The organism is Embleya sp. NPDC020886 (assembly GCF_044333915.1).
Taxonomy (GTDB): domain Bacteria; phylum Actinomycetota; class Actinomycetes; order Streptomycetales; family Streptomycetaceae; genus Embleya.
On sequence record NZ_JBIRRX010000009.1, the window covers coordinates 172,382 to 189,847 of the forward strand.

The following is a 17,466-nucleotide window of genomic DNA, read 5'->3' on the forward strand; positions in this document are numbered from 1 at the left end:
ACCGATCGGAAAGGACCACCACCCATGAAGGTCGTCGTCGACATGGACCGGTGCCAGGACCACGGACAGTGCGTGTTCTCGGCACCCGAGGTCTTTCGGATCGACTCCGCCGGCCGGCTGGAATTCGTCGCCGACCCGGACGACGCGCTGCGCGAGTCGGTCGAGGAGGCCGCCGACGTGTGCCCGCTCCAGGCCATCACGATCGAGGACTGAACCATGACCGCTCCCCGAGTCGTCGTGGTGGGCGCGTCGATGGGCGGCCTGCGGGCCGCCGAACAACTGCGCGCGGCGGGCTGGCACGGCGCCCTCACCGTGATCGGCGACGAGCCGCACATGCCGTACAACCGGCCGCCGTTGTCCAAGGACGCCCTCGCGGGCGGACTCGCGCACGCCGAGGTCGCCTTCCGGCTGCGGGCGAGTTGTGCGGACGTGGACTGGCGGCTGGGCCGCCGGGCCGTCGGCGTGGACCTGGGGCGGCGGCGGATCCGGCTCGCGGACGGCGAGTCGTTGTCCTACGCGGGCCTGGTGGTGGCCACCGGCCTGCGTCCGCGCCGGCTGACCTGCCCGGGACCGCGCACGGGGCGACACGTCGTGCGCACCCTCGACGACGCCCGACACCTGCGCGCCGCACTGGGCCCGGGCCGCCGGGTGGTGGTCGTGGGCGCCGGCTTCATCGGCTGCGAAGTGGCCGCGACCGCGCGGTCGCTCGGCGCCGAGGTGACCGTGGTGGCGCCCGAACCGGAACCGATGCACCGCCCGCTCGGCGCCGACCTCGGCGCGGCGCTGCGCCGGCGGCATCTCGCCCGCGGCGTGCGCTTCGAACTCGGGCGCACCGTGCGGCACACGACCGGCGAGCGACACGTGCGCGGCGTGGTGCTGGACGACGGCCGGGAACTGCCCGCCGACGCCGTGGTCGAGGCGATCGGCTCGATCCCGAACACCGAATGGCTGGCCGGCAACGGCCTCGACCTCACCGACGGGGTGCGCTGCGACGCCCTGCTGCGGGTCGAGTCGCGCCCGGACGTGGTCGCGGTGGGCGACGTGGCCCGGTTCGCCAATCCGCGCTACGACGACGTACCGCGCCGGGTCGAACACTGGAGCATCCCCACCGACAGCGCCAAACACGCGGCCCGCACGCTCGCCGCCCACCTGGCCGGCACGGACTGCGCGTCGACGCCGTTCGCGCCGCTGCCCACCTTCTGGTCGGACCAGTACGACCAGCGCCTCCAGTCGTACGGCGCGCCCGGGCTGGGCGGCGCGGACATCCGCCTGCTCGAAGGCGACTGGGACGGCGACTGCGCGGTCGGCTACCACCGCGCCGGCGCACTGGTGGGCGTGGTGGCGCTGGGTGGGCGGGCGATCGCCCTGGCCGCGAAGTACCGCCGGGAGCTGGTCGCCTGACCGCCCCCGGCGGGCTCAGCCGCCGGTGAGCGGCTCCACCTCGGGCGTGGCCTGCGGGCGTGGCTCGACCGCTGCGCCCTCGGCCCGCGCGGGCGGGTGGGCGTCGTCCGGGCCGGTCCAGCGGATCCGGCCGGCGCACACCGACACCAGCATCGCCGACCCGGCCACCGCGCCCATGCCCCACACCAGGCTGCTGCCGCTCGCGATGAAGCCGATCACCGCCGGCCCGGCGAGCAGGCCGGTGGTGCCCATCGCGGCGACCAGGGCCAGCGCGTCCGAACCCGCCCGGGCCGCCGCGACGTAGACGCACGGCGTCACGGCGGCGATGCCCAACCCGACACACGCGAAGCCGATCAGCGCCGGCACCACGCCGCCCACCAGCAACGCGACCGCCAGCCCGACGCCGGCCAACGCGCTGCCGACCCGGACGATCCGGCCGTCGCCCCACCGACTGCGCCACCCGTCGGCGAAGACCCGGGCCAGTACCATCATCACCGAGACCACCGCGATGCCCAGCGGCGCGACCTCCGAGGCCGCGTGCGCGACATCCTTCATGTACAGGGCCGACCAGTCGTTCATCGCTCCCTCGGTGACCGTGCCGAACGCCATCGCGGTGCCCATCCAGACGGTGACCAGGGACGGCAGAGCCCACCCGCGCCGGCCCGGCCGCGTGGACTGCTCGGCCTCGGCGGGCTCGGCCGCCGCTCGATCGGCCGGCAGCAGGGCAGGCCGGGCGTAGGCCAGGAGCAGCAGCAACAACCCGGCGGCGACCGCGAAGTGCGCGGCCAGGTTCGAGGTCAGCGCGTTCATCCCGGAGGCGAGCAACGCGGCGCACAACGAACCGGCGCTGAACGTGGCGTGCAGTTGCGACATCGCGGTGCGCCGGTACCGGACCTCCAGCGCGGCGCCCTGCGCGTTCATCGCCACGTTGAGACAGCCGACCGCGACCCCGTCGCAGCAGATGATCACCAGCGCGACCGGGTAGTTCGGTGCGCCGGCCAAGGCGAGCAACAGGAGGCCGAGGGCCAGGGCGGAGGACAGCGCCAACCGGCGTGATCCCAGCCGTTCGGTCAGCACCGCGACGAGCGGGAAGGAGGCCGCCGCGCCCGCGCCGCAGGCCATCAACAACAGGCCCACCTCCGCCTCGCTCAGGCCCAGTTCCGCCTTGATCGCGGGCAACCGCGAGGCCCAGGTGGCGTATTGCAGCCCGAGAAAACAAAACAGTGCCGCGATCGCCAGTTGTGCCCGGCGAAAATCGTCGCGAACGCGAAACATGTGCATCGGCCTACTTCGCCTTCCGGGGATACACCGGTTCGGATCTGCGCACCGGCGTGGACATGTACACCGCGCCCGCGCCGTAGCCCGGCGCGAGCGCCACCTCGGGTACGGCGTCGAACGCGTTCGCCGACCAGAAGCCCTCGCTGCCGCCGACGGCGATCAGCGAGATGCGTTCGTACTTCTTCGCCCGGGCCGTCGCGGTCAGCCGGTGCAGGAGTTCACGGGCCAGGCCGTTGCCCCGCACGTGCCGGGCGACGACCAGGTCGTGCAGGTGCAGATTGCGCGAGTGGTGCACGACCTGCTCCGGCCGGGACAGGTCCGGATAGCGGAACATCGGGTAGGGCAGCGCCAGCAGGTAGCCCGCCGGTCGTTGCTCGTAGTGCAATACGAAGCAGGTGGCCGGCGAGGAACGGGCCCGGGATCGCAACGCGTCCCGTCCCTCGGACAACGCGCCGGCGGAATAGGTGGCCGCCTCCAGCGCGACGATGGCGTCCCAGTCGCCCTCGGCGATGCGCCGGATGTGCACGTCATGTCCCATCCACACCACCCCCCTCCGGCCATACGTCGAGGTCGGACGAGGGATCCCACGCCGGGTCGGGCCCGCCGCCGACCCAGGAGTAGGGAAGCGGGGCGAATCCGTTGAACCCCCGGGTCGTGTAACTGGTGACGTAGGCGCCGCAGGAGACGATCCACACCGGATCCCCCGAGGCGACTCCCCGGGGCACCGGCACCAGGTCCTCCTCGTACGGGTAGGTGTCGTCGCTGTCGCAGGTCGGTCCGGCGACGACGGCCGGCACGTACTCCGTGTCGGGGTGCGTGGGGAAGACCAGCCGATACTGCAATTCGTCCATCTCGTACAGGCCGTTGAACTTGCCGCAGCTCAGGTAGAGCCAGAACTCGCGTTCACCGTCGAGTTGTTCGCGGGCCGACAAGCGGGAGACCCGGGCCCGGATGGCGCCGTTGTCGGCGACGAACCAGCGGCCCGGCTCCATCAGGAAGTCCAGCGGCGATGCGGAGAGTTCGCGGAGTCGTTGGATGCCCTCGCGGATCACCACGAAGATCTTGTCCAGCGGCGGATCCAGCGGCCGGCCGTGCCGGTCCAGGTAGCCCAGGGCGGGCAACCCTCCGCCGAGGTTGATGTGGTCCGGGGCCGTCCCGCGCCGATTCAGCTCCGCGAGCACGTCCGCCAGTCGGTCGAAGGCGTCCTGCCAGGCCCCGGCGGTCATCTGTTGCGAGCCGACGTGGACGGACAGGCCGGCCGGAGCCAGCCCCAGCGCCCGGGCCTCCTCCAGGACCAGCACGGCATCGGTTCCCGAGCAGCCGAACTTGCGGCTCAGGCCCCACAGGGCACCCTCGCCGCCGGTGGCCAGCCGGCAGAACACCCGGGCGCCCGGGGCGTGCTGCGCGACGGCGCGCACGTCCTCGATGCTGTCGGTGGCGAAATCCCGGATCCCGAGCCGGTATGCGTCCCGGATGTCCCGGTCCGACTTGATGGTGTTGCCGTAGTGGATGCGGTCGATCGGTACGCCGGTGGCGATCGCCTGCTCGATCTCGCGCGGACTCGCCGCGTCGAAGCCGGCGCCCTTGCGGGCCAGGCAGGAGAGCACCTCGTCGACGGGGCATGCCTTCATCGCGAATCTGACCGAGATGTCGGGCAACTCGGCGAGCAGCGTCTCGTATCGCTCCTCGATGCCGGTGAGATCGAAGACGATGCGATCGTCGGTGGAAGCCGTCAGGGCGGTATGCATACGTGCGTTTACGTGCATGATGGGTCCGGGTCCCACTATCCGTGCGGTTCGTGGACGCTCGTGGCCTTGCTCGCGTGGATCAGTGCCGCCCACGCCTCGATCAGCAGCGCGAAGTCTTCGATGTCCGCCCGGGCCTCGTCGAGCAGTCGCGGGCCGAGGGCGGACAGCGTGTCGGCGAACTCGGCATATCTGCCGCCCAGGCTGCGGTAGGAGCGGTCGAGACTGTGCAACCGGCGTACGTTCTCGGCCCGATCGGATCGGGCGCTGTCCCGGGCGAGTGCGGCGACGGCGGCGGGCCGCAGGCGTTGTTCGGCGTCGAGCAGCGCACCGCCGGCCGTCGCCATTTCGGCGTAGACGGCGTTGAAGTAGAGCATCGACAGGAAGAACTTGGTCAGCCGCAGGTGATAGGCGGCGAAGCCCGCGTCGGTGCGCCGTTCCTCGGTGTGGAAGTTGACGATGTTGCGGTTGTGCAGCACACCCGGCAACTGGGCGTCGTGCACCAGGTGCATGAGGAAGTAGTCGCTGCCGATGGTGTCGGTCGCAGGCGGCAGCGGTACCCGCTCGTACACCTCGTGGCGGAAGGCGATGTTGCACATGTCCAGCCGCATCGGGTCGACGATGGTCAGGGTCGAGTGGTCCCGGGCGAAGGGGTCGGTGCCCGCTCCGGTGAAGGATTCCTCGACCAGTCGCCGCTTTTGTTCGGCCGACCATTCGGGCGGGGCCCACAGGCTGACGATGTCGAAATAGGCCGCCGGGTCCAGGCGTTGGATCTCCCCGATGTCCACGGACATTTCGCCGACGAAGGAACTGCCGGCCAGCATCACGGGTTTGTCGGCGTGGACCGGATCCAGGACGGTCTCGCTCACGCCGGACGCCGCGTCCCGGGCGCGTTTTCCGAGCGAGGTCAGCTCGGGCCGGATGGGGAAGATCGGTTCGCCGTCCAGCGTCTGATAGTTGCTGTCCGAATCCCGGCGGTGCATCGATGCGCACCCGAGTGCGGCGGCGATCAGGAAGGCACGATTGGTGCAGGCGCCGTAGGAAACGGCGGCGGGCAACATCAGGTCGAGATACCGGTCCGGCGGGTCGATACCGGCGCGGTCGAGGACCCTGCGCAGGAAGTCCCGCTGGGCGGCCTCGTCGAGATGGTGCACGATCACGTGCGGCGACGCGGGCAGCGCGACGACGGTCTTGGCGTGGATCGCGAACGTGGCCCGTTCGCAGGAGTCGAGGATCAGCAGGTGCACCTCGACGTCGAAGTGCCGTGCCGCGTAGGCGGCTTCCTCGCCGATGGCGGATATCGTTGCGGTGCAGGCGCGGTTCGTGGGCAGGGTCAGGCAGATTTTGTGCATGCCGGCTCTCCGGTGAACTGTTCGGTGTCGTGCCCGTTCCAGGATTCGAGCCCCAGGAGTTTCCTGCCGAGGTCGTTCAGCGTGGCGGTGCCGTAGCGCAGCGACTCGTGCCTGGTGGCATCGCCGACGAGGGTCTTGTTCCAGTCCGGTGTGCTCAGCCGACGCCAGGACTCGATCCGGGATCGGCGTTGTTCGTGGTGGGATTCCAGCGCCGGCATCATGGAGAGGTACTGGACCGCGCGGACGCCGTTCGCCGAGCCGTTGCGGGCCACCCCGTGGGCGAGCAGGCCGTTCCAGATCAGCAGATCGCCGGCTTGGAGTTCCGGTCGGATCACCGGGAATTCGGTGCGGTCGACGGCGGGCCGGATGGCATCCCGATTCGCGGGTTGACCGGCCTTCCACTCGCCGAACCGGCGGAACAGCTCGGGTGAGCACTGGAATCCGCCGTGCTCCGGCCGGGTCGCGTCGAGCGCGATGATGCCCTGGACCCGTTGCGGCGGCACTTCGAGGGTGGTGTCCACGTCCCAGTGCAACTCGATGTCGAATCCCTGGTCCGTGGGCGCGATGTGCGCACGATCGCGGTCCCGGATGTTGGGCGGGTTCAGGTTGAGGCGATCCAGGGTCACCCACAACTGTTCGCAGTCCCAGACGTCGACGAACGCGTCGTAGACGCGTTGTGTCTGGCGGCTGTCCCAGATGAGCTGATGGTGGTACGCCTCGACGAATCCGTAGATGTGCAGTTCCCGGTCGAGATCGGAGCGGAACTCCCGATCGTCGGAGTACCAACCCTGCGGCTGTTGCGGATCCAGTCCTTGGAAGTCCCAGGCGAATTCGAGCAGGCGGGCCGCGGCGGCGGCCGGGATGGCCTCGCGCACCACGATGTACCCGAAGGTCTGCCAGAAGTCGAAGTCCGCCTCGGACAACACGCGAAGAGGTCTGGACTTCTTGAGATCACGCAGTGGTGTCGGGGCCAGATACGTCTCGCCGTCCGCACTGAAGTAGGGGATGTCGGAGGCTGCTCGATACGGATAGGGGTCGGGCGTCGGCATGGGTTCACTCCAAGGCTCGAATTTTCCGTGGCTGAGCGCACATCGACCGCACTCTCGGCGGTTGATCGATCGGGTGTCGGAGGTCGGGTTCGGGCGCCGCGACCGATGTCGGGAACGGTCTCGATGTGGTCGCCGGCGAAGTCGCCGTGGTCGTCCGGGATCGGCCGGTCGAGCCGGTGGCATGGCGAAGCAGCCTTCCGGAAAAGGCGGTTCGCATACGCGGCGGGTGTTGGGGACACGCCCTGGGGCTGCCGTCCCGGCCGGCGGCGTCGTGCCGCGGACCGATCAGGGACGGTCGCCGGTGCATCCTCGGCGGAGCGCCGCGCCGCACGCCGGCGCGGTTGCGCCGACGGTGGACGGTGGCGTCGCGTGAGGTTGTCCGGGAACTGCGGAGGCTCGTCTGTACAGCGGTGGCTGTGATGGTCCGCAGACGCCCGGTGGGCGACCGATGGTGGCGGGTGGACCCTTCGTCGACCCCGGGTCACCCGACCCACGGCGCAGCTTTGCGCAGGGCCGAACGGGTCCGACGGCAGGCGGACTCGGTCGGCGAGTGCGCTACCGCGCCCGGTCGGTCAGGCGGCGGAGGTTGTGGTTCTTCGTGATGACATGGCTTGGTTTGCCACCTTCTCGTACGCGGTGCCCGCACGGGTCGTGGAGTGCTCGTGACGGATCCGCGGTGCGGGCCGGCCGGTCCGCTCGATCAGCCGACGGCCATGCCGGAACACACCTCTCCGATCCCCGTTCCACTAGGTTGGTCTAGACCAACTTTCAGTGTCAACCCCCGCGTTGATCCTTTTTGCAACCGCCCGTGGGCGCACGGTGACGGATTCGGCGGTTGTGTCGGGGCACCCGAAGAGCCGACGCGGAAGACGGGATGGTAGGGCAACTTGTTTATGGGGATGGTGAGTTCGTGCTGAACCCTGGATGAACACGGCGGCTTCCGGAGTGTCCCGACCATGGACGCCCACCGGGGGCTTTCGGGTGCCGCTGCCGCGTGCCGCTCCCGCGTGCCGCTCAGATCTCGGCCACGTCCGCCAGGAACGCGTCCACCAGCGCCGCGGCCCGCTCCCGAGCCCCCGGCTCCACCCGCCGCAACGCCTCGACGTCCAGGCCGAGGTCGCGGACCTGGGCGTCGCCGCCACCGGCCAGCCACGCGGCCACGATCCCCGGGGTGACCTCGGGATGGAACTGCACACCGAGCGAGCGACCCACGACGTACGCCTGCGGCCCGGCCGCGGACCGGGCGATCGCCCGCCCACCCGGCGGGACGACGAATCGGTCGAAGTGCCACTGATACCAGGGGCCCGTCGGGATCAGCGTCGGCTCGTCCGACTCGACCGTGTGCCACCCCAGTTCGAACGCCGGTGCCCGCTCCACGCGCCCACCGAGCGCCGCGGCCAGCGCCTGCGCACCGAAGCAGATCCCCAGGACGGGTACGTCCGCCCGGACCGCCTCGGCCAGCAACGCGAGTTCCCCGCCGATCCAGCTCCCTATCGTCGCGCTGTCATAGACCGACCACGGCGCTCCGAGCGACACCACAACGTCGAAATCGCCGGCACTCGGAAAGTCGAACCGCACATCGGGCGCGTGAAATCGCTCCTCGGGCACCACCGTCACCTCGTGCAACGCGAACCCGCGCTCGACCAGCCGCGCCCCGACATACCCGGCATGCGACTGATGCTCATGGCGAATGATCAGGGCGCGCACCAAGGGCCTCCGAAGGTAATTTGATCCCAAACGATAAGCCGATCCGCCGCCGAACCACAAGGTCGGGTGTCGACCGTGTATCCGGAACCTCTGCACGATGACGATGGGTTGCGTCACAATGACTGACCGGTCGCCTGCTCGAACGGAGTCGGGCGGATGGCGGGAAAATGCCGAAACACGGGAGTGGTGTGGCAGGGTCGACCGAGCATGCGACAACCGCCGGCGAAGACGCGACCGCCGCCGGGGTCGTCGATGGACCCGGGTGGAGTCGCCCGGGTCTGGACATCGCCGCAGGCCGGTTCCCGCTCTCGGTGGAACGGCACGTGATGCACATGGTCGGCGAACTGGTGCCGGGCGTGACCACGGGAACGCCGCACGCGCGCTACTACGCACTGCACGGGCTGGTCGCGGAGCACGCCGACGCGAAGGGGCTGACCGTCGAGGCCGCCCAAACGCTGCTGCGCCGTGCGGAAGTGGCGCTGGCCGCCGTGTCGTTCGCGCATCATCCGCAGGGCCTGGAGTGGCTCCCGCGTGCCCATGGCGTCGACGCCATGGCCCGACGGTTACAGGGCGGGACGGTCACCATGGCCGAGGCGGAAGTCCCCGGCAAGGACGGCTACGTGCGCAACGCGTGGGGATTCTGGGGACCATACGCCGGATCCGAGACCGCGCTGGGTATTCTCGCCCCCGGTCCGATGCCGGTGCCCGGAGCACTGCTCGACCGGAAGGCGGTGCGTCACGGATTGGGTGAGGTGCTCGAACTCGCCGCCGAGGACGAGCTGCACGTGGACGAACTCGGCGGATTCGGCGAACGGTTGTGCGTGTGCGCCGACGGTGACCGTCCCGACGGGGCGTGGTTGGCGAAGCTGATGTGCGGCCCGGGCGGATCGACCGACGGGGGTGCCCGCTCGCGGACGCGGCGAGAGACGATTCGACTGTTGGCCCGGGTGGTCGCCACCCACCACGTCACCTCCTTCACCCGGGACGTCGGTCCGGTCCTCGCCTTCGGCGACTTCCTGACCCGTGATGTCGTGACCCGCGAGATGAACGTCGCCGCCGCCTGGCGTGGGGTGGTGTTGCGGAACTACTCGGTCGGTGCGTGGCGCCGCCTGTGGTCCTGGTTGGTCGAACAGGTCGACGGATTGTTGCCCGTCGAGGAACTGGCCGATCGTTTCGCGGCCGAGTTGCCCGACATCGCGCTGACCGCCTTCCTGTCCGACCTCCCGGCGACGCAGAGCACGACGGGGGTGTCGTTGACCGCCGAGCACGATCTGCGGTCGGCGGATGATCCGTTGCCCCTGGCCGAGTTGCGCGTCCTCGCCGCCGGCGCTCGCCGGGTGGACGAACTCGCCGGCCCGGCCCGGGAGGCGTTTCTCGGCCGGCGCGGCGTCGAACTCGGCCCGGAGTGGGTGCAGTGGCGACTCGACGAGGCCCGGCCCGGGGGGTTGCGCGATCTCGCCCGTCGACTCACCCACGATCTGGTGGCGCGCTCGCAACGCATCGCCTTGGCCAAAGCCCGCCCGCGTACCGACGGTTCGCTGTGGTTGCCGACCCGACTGCACGAGCGCGACGGCCTGTTGTACCGGACCAGCCAGGAGGGGCGCGGCGACGTCGGTCTGCGACTGGACCAACTCGGCACCGTGCTCGCCACTTGCGGCGTACTGCACTACCGAGACGAGCGCTGGTCGGTGACCGGACGCGGAAAGGTGCTCGTTGGCTGAGACCGCGTCGGAGCCGGGAGTGCCGGCGCCGGGCACGTTCGCCTCGCCGTTGACCCTCATCCTCGACGAGGCGCGCAACGGCGGAGCCGGGATGGAAGAGGCACTCTTCCTCGGCTTCACCACCGACCTCGGCTTCTTCGAGGAGATCGTCCTCGGCGCCACCCAGGCCACCGGAGCACGTGTCACGGTCGTCGGTGACGTCACCATGGCACGCAACGATCCCAGATCGGTACGGCTGGCCGGCCGCAGCTACCTCGCCGGACTGGCCTACGCCGACGGTGCGGCGTTCCACCCCAAGTTGATGGTCCTGGCCGGTCCGGAGCGCGCCACCATCGCCCTCGGCTCCGGCAACACCACCCTGGCCGGCTGGCAGGGCAACGCGGAACTGTGGACCGTACTGCGGGTGGACGGCGAACAAAGCCCCGCCGCACTACCGGACCTGGTGGCATGGCTGCGCGACCTCCCGGAAACGGTGCGGTTCTCCGCCGGGGTGCCGCAGGCACTGGGTCGGGTCGCCGCCCTGCTCGACCGGCTCCACCACGATCGGACCCCGACCGCATCGCAGGTCCGGGTCGTCGGCAACCTGCGCTCGCCCATCATCGACCGGCTGCCGCACGGACCGGTCGACGAGTTGGCCGTGTTCGCGCCCTTCCACGACCGGCGCTCGTCGGCTTTGCGGCGATTGTTGCAACGTTTGCGTCCGGGCCGGTTCACCCTCGCCTACCAGCCGGGACTCAGCGATCTGGACGGCCCGTCGGTCGCCGCCCTGGTGCAGGAGTACGACGGCCGAGTCGTCGCGGACCACGACGAGCGGTACCGGCACGGGAAGCTCGTCGAGTGGGTGTCCGGGGGCCGACGGTGGACGCTGACCGGCAGCCCGAACATCTCCTCGGCGGCTTTGCTGCTCGCCCGGGACAGCGGCGGCAACTGCGAACTGGGCATCATCACTCCCGTCTCCGCCACGCTCCTGCCGCCCGGTACCGCCGAGCCCGTCGCCCGACTGCGTACGGTCGTTCCGCCGACCCGCACGCCCGCCCGGGGCGGGCCGTTGTTGCTCGGCGCCATCCGCGTGCCGGACGGCCTGGAGATCAGTACCGCCCGGCCCCTCCCCGACATCGCCCACCTGGAGTTGTCCCCGGCGATCGCCCCGCCGGAGACGTGGGAGCGGATCGCCGACATACCGGCCGGCGAGGTCGCGTGGACCGTGACGGCCTCGGCGGACGCGGGCAGCCGGGTGCGTCTGGTCGTTGTCGACGCCGACGGCGTGCCGACCTTCGGCAACCTCGTGTTCGTGGTCGACCCCGACCGCGCACTGCGCCGGGTCGCGCCGTCCGGGTTCCAGGCCCCCACGACCCGGCCGCCGGACCTGTTCGCGGACTTTCGACTGGCCGAACGTTTCCTGAGCGACCTGGAAGCCCTCCGCGCCGGGCTGCCCTCGGCGGTCGGGGGCGCCTCCGTCGGCAACGCCGGGGGTGCTTCGGGCACGAGGGCAACCCCGGGCGCCGACGAGGGTGGTTGGGAGCGCTATCTGGACGAGTGCGCCGGGCGAGTCGGGCGGCCGCTGGTGCTCTTCGCGCTCGGGCTTCCGGTGGCTCCCGGCCCGAGTGCGCCCGTCCAGGACCTGCTGCCGGTGTCCTGGGACGAGCGCGAGGAGGTCGAGTCGGCTTTTGACGAGGACGATGCCGAGGCGGCCGGGATCGGCGGCGACGCTCCCGCCCTGCCCGACCTTCGGGAGAGCGATCCGGCGGTGCGCCGGCGCTATCGGCGCTGGGTGGAACGTCTCGTTGCCCTCGCCCCCGGTCTGAATCCGCCCGAACGCATGCTCGTCGTGCGGCTGACCCTGTGGACCGCGGCGGCCGGCGCCTGGCCGCAGGCACGCACGGACGAGTGGCTGCCGCTGCTCTCCCGGGCCGTCTGCGCCCTGGATCACCCGGATCACCCGGGACACCCGGACCACCCGGATCTTCGGGATCTTCCGGAGCGAGTGCAGTCCCAGGTCGGCAGCCTCGCGGCGGTCGCCCTCGCGGTGCTTCGCAGCCACGCCCCGCGCTACGAAATCACCCCGGAGACCCTCGCCTTCAACGCGGCGGCCACGGCGGCCGGCCGGCTGCTGCCCGCAGCGGATCCCGTCTACATCGCGGAGTACACGTCGCTGCTCGGCGCGGCCTTCGGGCCGGCCGTCGGCCCGGCGGCGGTGCTCGATGTCGCGGCCGACGTGACGCGGAGCGACCCGCTCGCCGACGCCGTGCGGACCCTTGCCGAGCGGGGCCGCGAAGTACACCGCCACGCTCCGTGGTTGCTCCACGTCGAAGGCCGCTTCGGCAACCCCGCACTGGTGGCGCTCGAAGCAGTCGGCGCGGCCGAGGAGGCATCCCTGGTCGGTGCCTGGGCCGGCTCGGGGTCGAACGGCGAACCCTGGGCGCTGGTCGTCTGGCGCCGCCCCGATCTCATTGTCGTCGACGCCCCTCGGTCGAACCCGCTCTGGCGGCACTTCCGACTCGCCGGACTGGTCGGCCCCCGGGCCCTCGCCGCACAGCGGAGCTTCGAATCGGCCCCCTCCGTGTCGCACGGCCCCCGGAACAAGCCCTTCGACCTGGCTTGCCGACTCCTGGGCGAGATGGACCTGGTCGACCCCCGGCCGCCTCGCTGCCGGTCGTAGCCCGGCCGATTCCCGGCGCCCGGAACCCGCCCATGGACGTTCGAAGAATCGTCGTGAGGTCTTGTGGTCGGCCGGGGCGATCTTTATCGTTTGGGGTCAAATAATATCGGGTGTGGTGTCCCCGGTGTGTTGTCGCTACGCAAGGAGACCCGGATGCCGGTCTGCGCCGATCTTGTCCTGACCAACGGTCGCGTACTCACCGTGGACGCCGCGTTCACCGTCGCCGAGGCGCTCGCGGTGCATGCCGGCCGGATCGTCGCGGTCGGCTCGGACGCCGAGATCCGGCCACTGATCGGCCCGGGGACCGAGGTGATCGACCTGGCCGGCCGGACCGCGTTGCCGGGGATCAACGACTCGCATCTGCACGCATGCGCCTTCGGCGCCACCCGCCCGCCGCTCGCCGTCGACGTGTCGTACCCCGCCGTCGAGTCGATCGCCGACATCGCCGCCGCCGTCGCCCGGCACGCCGAGACGCTGCCGCCGGACGCCTGGGTGATCGGCAACGGTTGGGACGTCGGTTACCTGGCCGAGTGCCGATCGACGTCGTCGGCCGGGGCCGACGCGCGCCTGCCGCATCGCCGGGACCTGGACGCGGTGGTCACGGATCGGCCCGTCCTGCTCTACGAGTTCAGTGGGCACACCGCGTGGTTGAACAGCCATGCCCTGCGGGCCGCCGGGATCGACCGGGATACGGTCGCCCCACCCGGCGGCATCATCGAGGTCGACGCCGCCGGCGAGCCCACCGGCCTGCTTCGCGAAGGCGCGCAGAACCTGGTCAACGCGGCCGTACCGCCGATGACTCGGGCCGATCGCGAACGGGCGGTACGCGCGGCGGTGGCCATCTGCCACGCCGAGGGCATCACCAGCTTCACCGAACCCGGCCTGGGCCCGGGCGGTGGCTCGTTGTTCCTCGGCGCGGCCGGCGCGGACACCCTGGCGGTCTACGCGGACCTGGCCCGCTCGGGCGAACTCGCGGCCCGGGTGAACGTGTTGTTGCTGCCGCTGGCCATGGGCGAGGCCGCTGACGTGTTGCCCGAACGACTGGCCGCGCCGCTCCCGGACGGCATCGCCGACCTCGATCCGCGCCTGTTGCGAATCCTGGGCGTCAAGGTCTTCGCGGACGGCATCCCGCCGAGCCGCACCGCGTGGATGCGGGAGGAGTACGTCGGCGGCGGCAACGGCTGCCTGTGCATGCACGGCGACTCGGACGTCCTGCGGGTGGACGAACTGCGCACCATCGTTCGGCACGCGCATGCCGCCGGACACCAGATCGGCGTACACGTCACCGGCGACCGGGCGATCGACGCGCTGGTCGAGGCGTTCGAGGAGGCCGCGGCGGCGTGCCCGCGCGAGGACGAACGGCACTACGTCATCCACGGCGACTTCTGCACACCGCGCAGCCTGCGCACGCTCGCCGAACACGGCTGGGGCGTGAACATGAACCCGGCGATCAAGTGGACCATCGCCGACCTGATGGACGACGTGGTCGGCCCCGAGCGCTCCGCCTACCAGTGGCCGGTGCGCAGCGCCGTGCAGGCGGGCATCGCGGTGACGGCGAGTTCGGACGCGCCGATCACGCATCCCGATTGGCGCCGCGGGGTGTCCGCGATGATGTTGCGCGAGTCCAAGGCCACCGGCCGGCCCAGCGGCCCGGAGCAGTGCGTGGACCTGGCCACGGCGGTGCGCGCGTACACGATCAACGCCGCGCGCCAGGACTTCGCCGAGGACTGGAAGGGCTCGCTGGAGGTGGGCAAGGTCGCCGACGTGTGCGTCCTGGACGGCGACCTGACCACCGCCGACCCGCACGAGATCGCCGACCTGCCGGTCGCGTTGACCATCTTCGACGGCCGGATCGTGTACACGGCCGGATAGCCCTGCCCTGCCCACCGACGGCACCACCCACCGCGCCGCAAGGCCCTGGCGGGGCCCGAGCCGCTGCCTGCGGCGACCGGCGGCGGTCGGCCTGCCCCACCGGTCCCGCATCCCACCGAAAGGACCCGCATGCCCGCTCCACGCCTGATCCTGGTGCTCAGCGAGAACTGGACCCTCACCGACCCGCGCGACCTGCCGGCCCTGGTGCGGATCGCGGTCGAGGCCGAGGACGCCGGGTTCGACGGCGTCATGGTCAGCGAGCACATCGTGCTCGGCCTCGGATCGGACGCGAACGGCCTGATGGCCAACCCGCGCGAATACGCGCTGCCCGGCAACCAGGACCCGGCGACGCCGTGGCCGAACTCGCTGCTCCTGCTCGCCGCGATCGCCGCACGGACCACCCGGCTGCGGTTGATCGCGGCCGGCGTGATCGCGCCGCTGCGCCATCCGCTCGCGCTGGCCCAGCAATTGGCCACGCTCGATCTGCTCGCCGAGGGACGACTGGTCGCCCAGCCGATCGTGAGCCGGCACCGGCCCGAATACGCCGCGCTCGGCGTGCCGTTCGAACGACGCGGGCGGCTCCTGGACGAACACCTGGCCGCCTGGGAGGTGTTGTGGCGGGACACCCCGGCCTCGTTCGCCGGCGAGCACTACCGCTTCGAGGACGCCCACCTGATGCCCAAGCCGTACCGCGAGGCCGGCCCGCGCCTGTGGATGGGCGGTAGTTCGGTGCACGACGCGATGTTGCGCCGGCTGGTCCGGCACGGCCACGGTTTCCACCCGCTCGGGCAGCCCACGGACGCGGAACTGGTCCGGCTGCGTGCGGCGTTGCGCGAGGCCGGGCGTGATCCCGACACGTTGGAGATGGTCGGCGGCATCCGACCGACCTTCCCGGACGCGCACAGCCCGGCGCCGATCGCACCGGCTCTGGAGTCCATCCCCGGGCAACTGGCCCGAGGCTTCGGCACGATCTGCGTCAAGCCGTCGCAATACACCGACGACGCGGCCGAAGTGGGTTCGCTGTGTCGGGAGATCGTCCGTCGGGTCGCCGCCATGTGAGGCCGATCCCGGATGCCGGTCCCCGATCCCGATCGAGACCGGGGACCGGCATCCCACCCCACCGGCACCGCACCCCACCGCGCCCCACCGCACCGGCACCGGTTCGCAGCGGGACCGCGCTGCCGGAGTGATGGCCTCTGACGCACCATCAGTCATGGCATCCGGGATTCGTGCATCCCGCATCGATTTTCGAGCCGTCGAATCGTGTGCCGACGGCCTTCCATGATCCTTAAAATTTCTTTTTCGGGCGGCCGGCGGGCCGAGGTGAACGGAATCGATCCGACTGCGCCTCGATCTGTCGTATTTTGCGCGTGTTCTTTTCTTCGCATCGACGGAAGCGATGAAAATCGAGCAGTCATCAAAATCAAAAACGAATGATCTACGGCCCAAAATCCCGGGTCGTTTGTTCTCCGTCGTGAACCGTCGTACGCTCCATTCAAGAGGTCATCCTAAAGCTCCGAACGGCCAATTGATCATTCACCTGTTCGGTCCCTCGTCACCGTCGCCTGTCTTTCGGCGCTTTGCCGCATCCATTGCGGTGCTCCGGCTGTCCGAGATATGTGCTGTCGAGGAGGAAAGTCCTATGCGTAAGGCCGGGACCGGGCCCCAGGACCCGAATGAGGAGCGGTGGCGGGCGATGCACGCCTTCACCGCCGTCGAGTTCGTCTCCGCCATGTGTGAGCACGCCGCTTCGCTCGACCACTACGGCGTATCGGCCGAGATCGCCTGGTCGGCCGGCTGGGTGCTCGTGATGGTCGCGATTCTGTACTCCCTGCGCGCGACGCCGCGCGACTGACCAGGTGATCGATCCGTGGGGTCGGGCGACGCGTGTCGCCCGACCCCACCCGATCCGATCGGCTCCGCCCGTTCGCGGGCACGAACTCCGGATTGACGCAGGAATAGGGGACCCCGATGCGCAAGGGGAAGAACGAACGTGACCGAGAACGTACGGCGGCGAGGGCTCGCGAGGCCATCGAGAGGTATCGCGGGATCGCGGACGAATACGACTCGGACCTGCGGTTGGGATCGGATTTCGGCAAGGATCTCGAACTCCTGGCCGGATTCAACGATCTCCACTACACCGCGCTGTACGCCGTCGTCGGGGAAAAGCCCGAAGCGCTCTGGATCGCGGCGGCCAACCCGAGCGGGAGCAATGTCTTCGTCCCGATGCCCAGACCCTCCACCCTGGTGCTCGGCCTCCCTTCCTGCACCTTCCACGTCGTGCTCTACCTCAATGGACATCACGAGCAATACGCGCAACACCTGCACCACCGCCTGGAGCCGTGGAGCCTGCAGCCACGCCGGTACACCGGACGCGTCAACCTGCTACCGCACAAGGAGAAGCGGGGCGAGGTCTGGTACTCCGGCGGTGGAAAGCAGCACCACAACGGATTGTTGCCCCGCGATCGCGACGGGCTCGAGGTGGGCGATCACGTCGAGTTCAGCCTGGCCTGGGACGACCGGCGAAGGTCGCCGGTCGCGGTCCTGCTCACCCCGCCCGGACAACACGGTCACCGGCTCGGCGCCACTCCCATGCAGCGCGCGTTCCACGTGTCGGCGGCAACTGCCGCCTGAGAGAGAACGGATGTGTCGGCCGTGCCCGTCAGCGATCAGGGAATTCCC

The 17,466-nt window shown here is 70.5% G+C and carries 14 protein-coding genes; 8 read left to right on the plus strand and 6 right to left on the minus strand.

All coding sequences use genetic code 11. The features are described from left to right. Positions 1–24 precede the first annotated feature (24 nt). Both ACH4U8_RS29095 and ACH4U8_RS29100 read left to right on the plus strand, forming a co-directional pair. A complete protein-coding gene (locus ACH4U8_RS29095; RefSeq protein ID WP_360319556.1) occupies positions 25–213 on the plus strand; it encodes a ferredoxin in 189 nt (62 codons plus the stop codon). Positions 214–216: 3 nt separating this feature from the next. Continuing rightward, positions 217–1,401 carry an FAD-dependent oxidoreductase gene (locus ACH4U8_RS29100; RefSeq protein ID WP_360319558.1) on the plus strand — a complete coding sequence of 395 codons (1,185 nt, stop codon included), beginning with the start codon at positions 217–219 and terminating at the stop codon, positions 1,399–1,401. Between the two features lie 15 nt (positions 1,402–1,416). On the opposite strand, the gene ACH4U8_RS29105 is transcribed toward ACH4U8_RS29100, so the two are convergent. The 6 genes from ACH4U8_RS29105 to ACH4U8_RS29130 all read right to left on the minus strand — a co-directional run bounded on the left by ACH4U8_RS29105 (position 1,417) and on the right by ACH4U8_RS29130 (position 8,532). Next, complete coding sequence (locus ACH4U8_RS29105) at positions 1,417–2,676, minus strand: MFS transporter (protein ID WP_395781207.1); 1,260 nt, start codon at positions 2,674–2,676, stop codon at positions 1,417–1,419. Positions 2,677–2,686: 10 nt separating this feature from the next. Further along, positions 2,687–3,217 (minus strand): GNAT family N-acetyltransferase, encoded by a 531-nt coding sequence (locus ACH4U8_RS29110; RefSeq protein ID WP_379990047.1) that lies wholly within the window; start codon positions 3,215–3,217, stop codon positions 2,687–2,689. After that, the gene (locus ACH4U8_RS29115; RefSeq protein WP_395781209.1) at positions 3,207–4,427 is read right to left on the minus strand and encodes a type III PLP-dependent enzyme; all 1,221 of its coding nucleotides are present in this window, start codon (positions 4,425–4,427) and stop codon (positions 3,207–3,209) included. Before ACH4U8_RS29115 ends, ACH4U8_RS29110 begins: the two co-directional genes overlap by 11 nt. 35 nt (positions 4,428–4,462) lie before the next feature. Then, positions 4,463–5,776 (minus strand): DUF6271 family protein, encoded by a 1,314-nt coding sequence (locus ACH4U8_RS29120; RefSeq protein WP_395781211.1) that lies wholly within the window; start codon positions 5,774–5,776, stop codon positions 4,463–4,465. Continuing rightward, on the minus strand, positions 5,758–6,825 hold the full coding sequence (locus ACH4U8_RS29125) for a phytanoyl-CoA dioxygenase family protein (protein WP_395781213.1): 1,068 nt from the start codon (positions 6,823–6,825) through the stop codon (positions 5,758–5,760). The genes ACH4U8_RS29120 and ACH4U8_RS29125 overlap by 19 nt, the downstream gene beginning before the upstream one ends. Positions 6,826–7,839: 1,014 nt before the next feature. After that, entirely contained in the window at positions 7,840–8,532 is a 693-nt protein-coding gene (locus ACH4U8_RS29130; protein WP_395781215.1) for a type 1 glutamine amidotransferase, read from the minus strand. 188 nt (positions 8,533–8,720) lie between these two features. Here ACH4U8_RS29130 and ACH4U8_RS29135 point away from each other — a divergent pair, with 188 nt between their 5' ends. The 6 genes from ACH4U8_RS29135 (at position 8,721) to ACH4U8_RS29160 (ending at position 17,418) form a co-directional block, all read left to right on the plus strand. After that, positions 8,721–10,253, plus strand: a complete 1,533-nt coding sequence (locus tag ACH4U8_RS29135; protein WP_395781217.1) for a hypothetical protein — start codon at positions 8,721–8,723, stop codon at positions 10,251–10,253. Then, positions 10,246–12,912, plus strand: a complete 2,667-nt coding sequence (locus ACH4U8_RS29140; RefSeq protein ID WP_395781219.1) for a hypothetical protein — start codon at positions 10,246–10,248, stop codon at positions 12,910–12,912. The genes ACH4U8_RS29135 and ACH4U8_RS29140 overlap by 8 nt, the downstream gene beginning before the upstream one ends. Before the next feature lie 153 nt (positions 12,913–13,065). Beyond that, the gene (locus ACH4U8_RS29145; RefSeq protein ID WP_395781504.1) at positions 13,066–14,784 is read left to right on the plus strand and encodes an amidohydrolase; all 1,719 of its coding nucleotides are present in this window, start codon (positions 13,066–13,068) and stop codon (positions 14,782–14,784) included. A 129-nt stretch (positions 14,785–14,913) separates the two neighbouring features. Further along, complete coding sequence (locus ACH4U8_RS29150) at positions 14,914–15,843, plus strand: TIGR03619 family F420-dependent LLM class oxidoreductase (RefSeq protein WP_395781221.1); 930 nt, start codon at positions 14,914–14,916, stop codon at positions 15,841–15,843. Positions 15,844–16,426: 583 nt separating this feature from the next. Beyond that, a complete protein-coding gene (locus tag ACH4U8_RS29155) occupies positions 16,427–16,639 on the plus strand; it encodes a hypothetical protein (RefSeq protein ID WP_360319578.1) in 213 nt (70 codons plus the stop codon). Positions 16,640–16,755: 116 nt separating this feature from the next. Beyond that, positions 16,756–17,418 (plus strand): hypothetical protein, encoded by a 663-nt coding sequence (locus tag ACH4U8_RS29160; RefSeq protein WP_395781223.1) that lies wholly within the window; start codon positions 16,756–16,758, stop codon positions 17,416–17,418. Positions 17,419–17,466: the final 48 nt, after the last annotated feature.

Excerpts from the sequence above, each read along its gene's own strand:
- ACH4U8_RS29095 (WP_360319556.1), top strand. The coding sequence starts at position 25 with ATGAAGGTCGTCGTCGACATGGACCGGTGCCAGGACCACGGACAGTGC.
- ACH4U8_RS29100 (WP_360319558.1), top strand. The coding sequence starts at position 217 with ATGACCGCTCCCCGAGTCGTCGTGGTGGGCGCGTCGATGGGCGGCCTG.
- ACH4U8_RS29105 (WP_395781207.1), bottom strand. The coding sequence starts at position 2,676 with ATGTTTCGCGTTCGCGACGATTTTCGCCGGGCACAACTGGCGATCGCG.
- ACH4U8_RS29110 (WP_379990047.1), bottom strand. The coding sequence starts at position 3,217 with ATGGGACATGACGTGCACATCCGGCGCATCGCCGAGGGCGACTGGGAC.
- ACH4U8_RS29115 (WP_395781209.1), bottom strand. The coding sequence starts at position 4,427 with ATGCATACCGCCCTGACGGCTTCCACCGACGATCGCATCGTCTTCGAT.
- ACH4U8_RS29120 (WP_395781211.1), bottom strand. The coding sequence starts at position 5,776 with ATGCACAAAATCTGCCTGACCCTGCCCACGAACCGCGCCTGCACCGCA.
- ACH4U8_RS29125 (WP_395781213.1), bottom strand. The coding sequence starts at position 6,825 with ATGCCGACGCCCGACCCCTATCCGTATCGAGCAGCCTCCGACATCCCC.
- ACH4U8_RS29145 (WP_395781504.1), top strand. The coding sequence starts at position 13,066 with ATGCCGGTCTGCGCCGATCTTGTCCTGACCAACGGTCGCGTACTCACC.
- ACH4U8_RS29150 (WP_395781221.1), top strand. The coding sequence starts at position 14,914 with ATGCCCGCTCCACGCCTGATCCTGGTGCTCAGCGAGAACTGGACCCTC.
- ACH4U8_RS29155 (WP_360319578.1), top strand. The coding sequence starts at position 16,427 with ATGCGTAAGGCCGGGACCGGGCCCCAGGACCCGAATGAGGAGCGGTGG.
- ACH4U8_RS29160 (WP_395781223.1), top strand. The coding sequence starts at position 16,756 with ATGCGCAAGGGGAAGAACGAACGTGACCGAGAACGTACGGCGGCGAGG.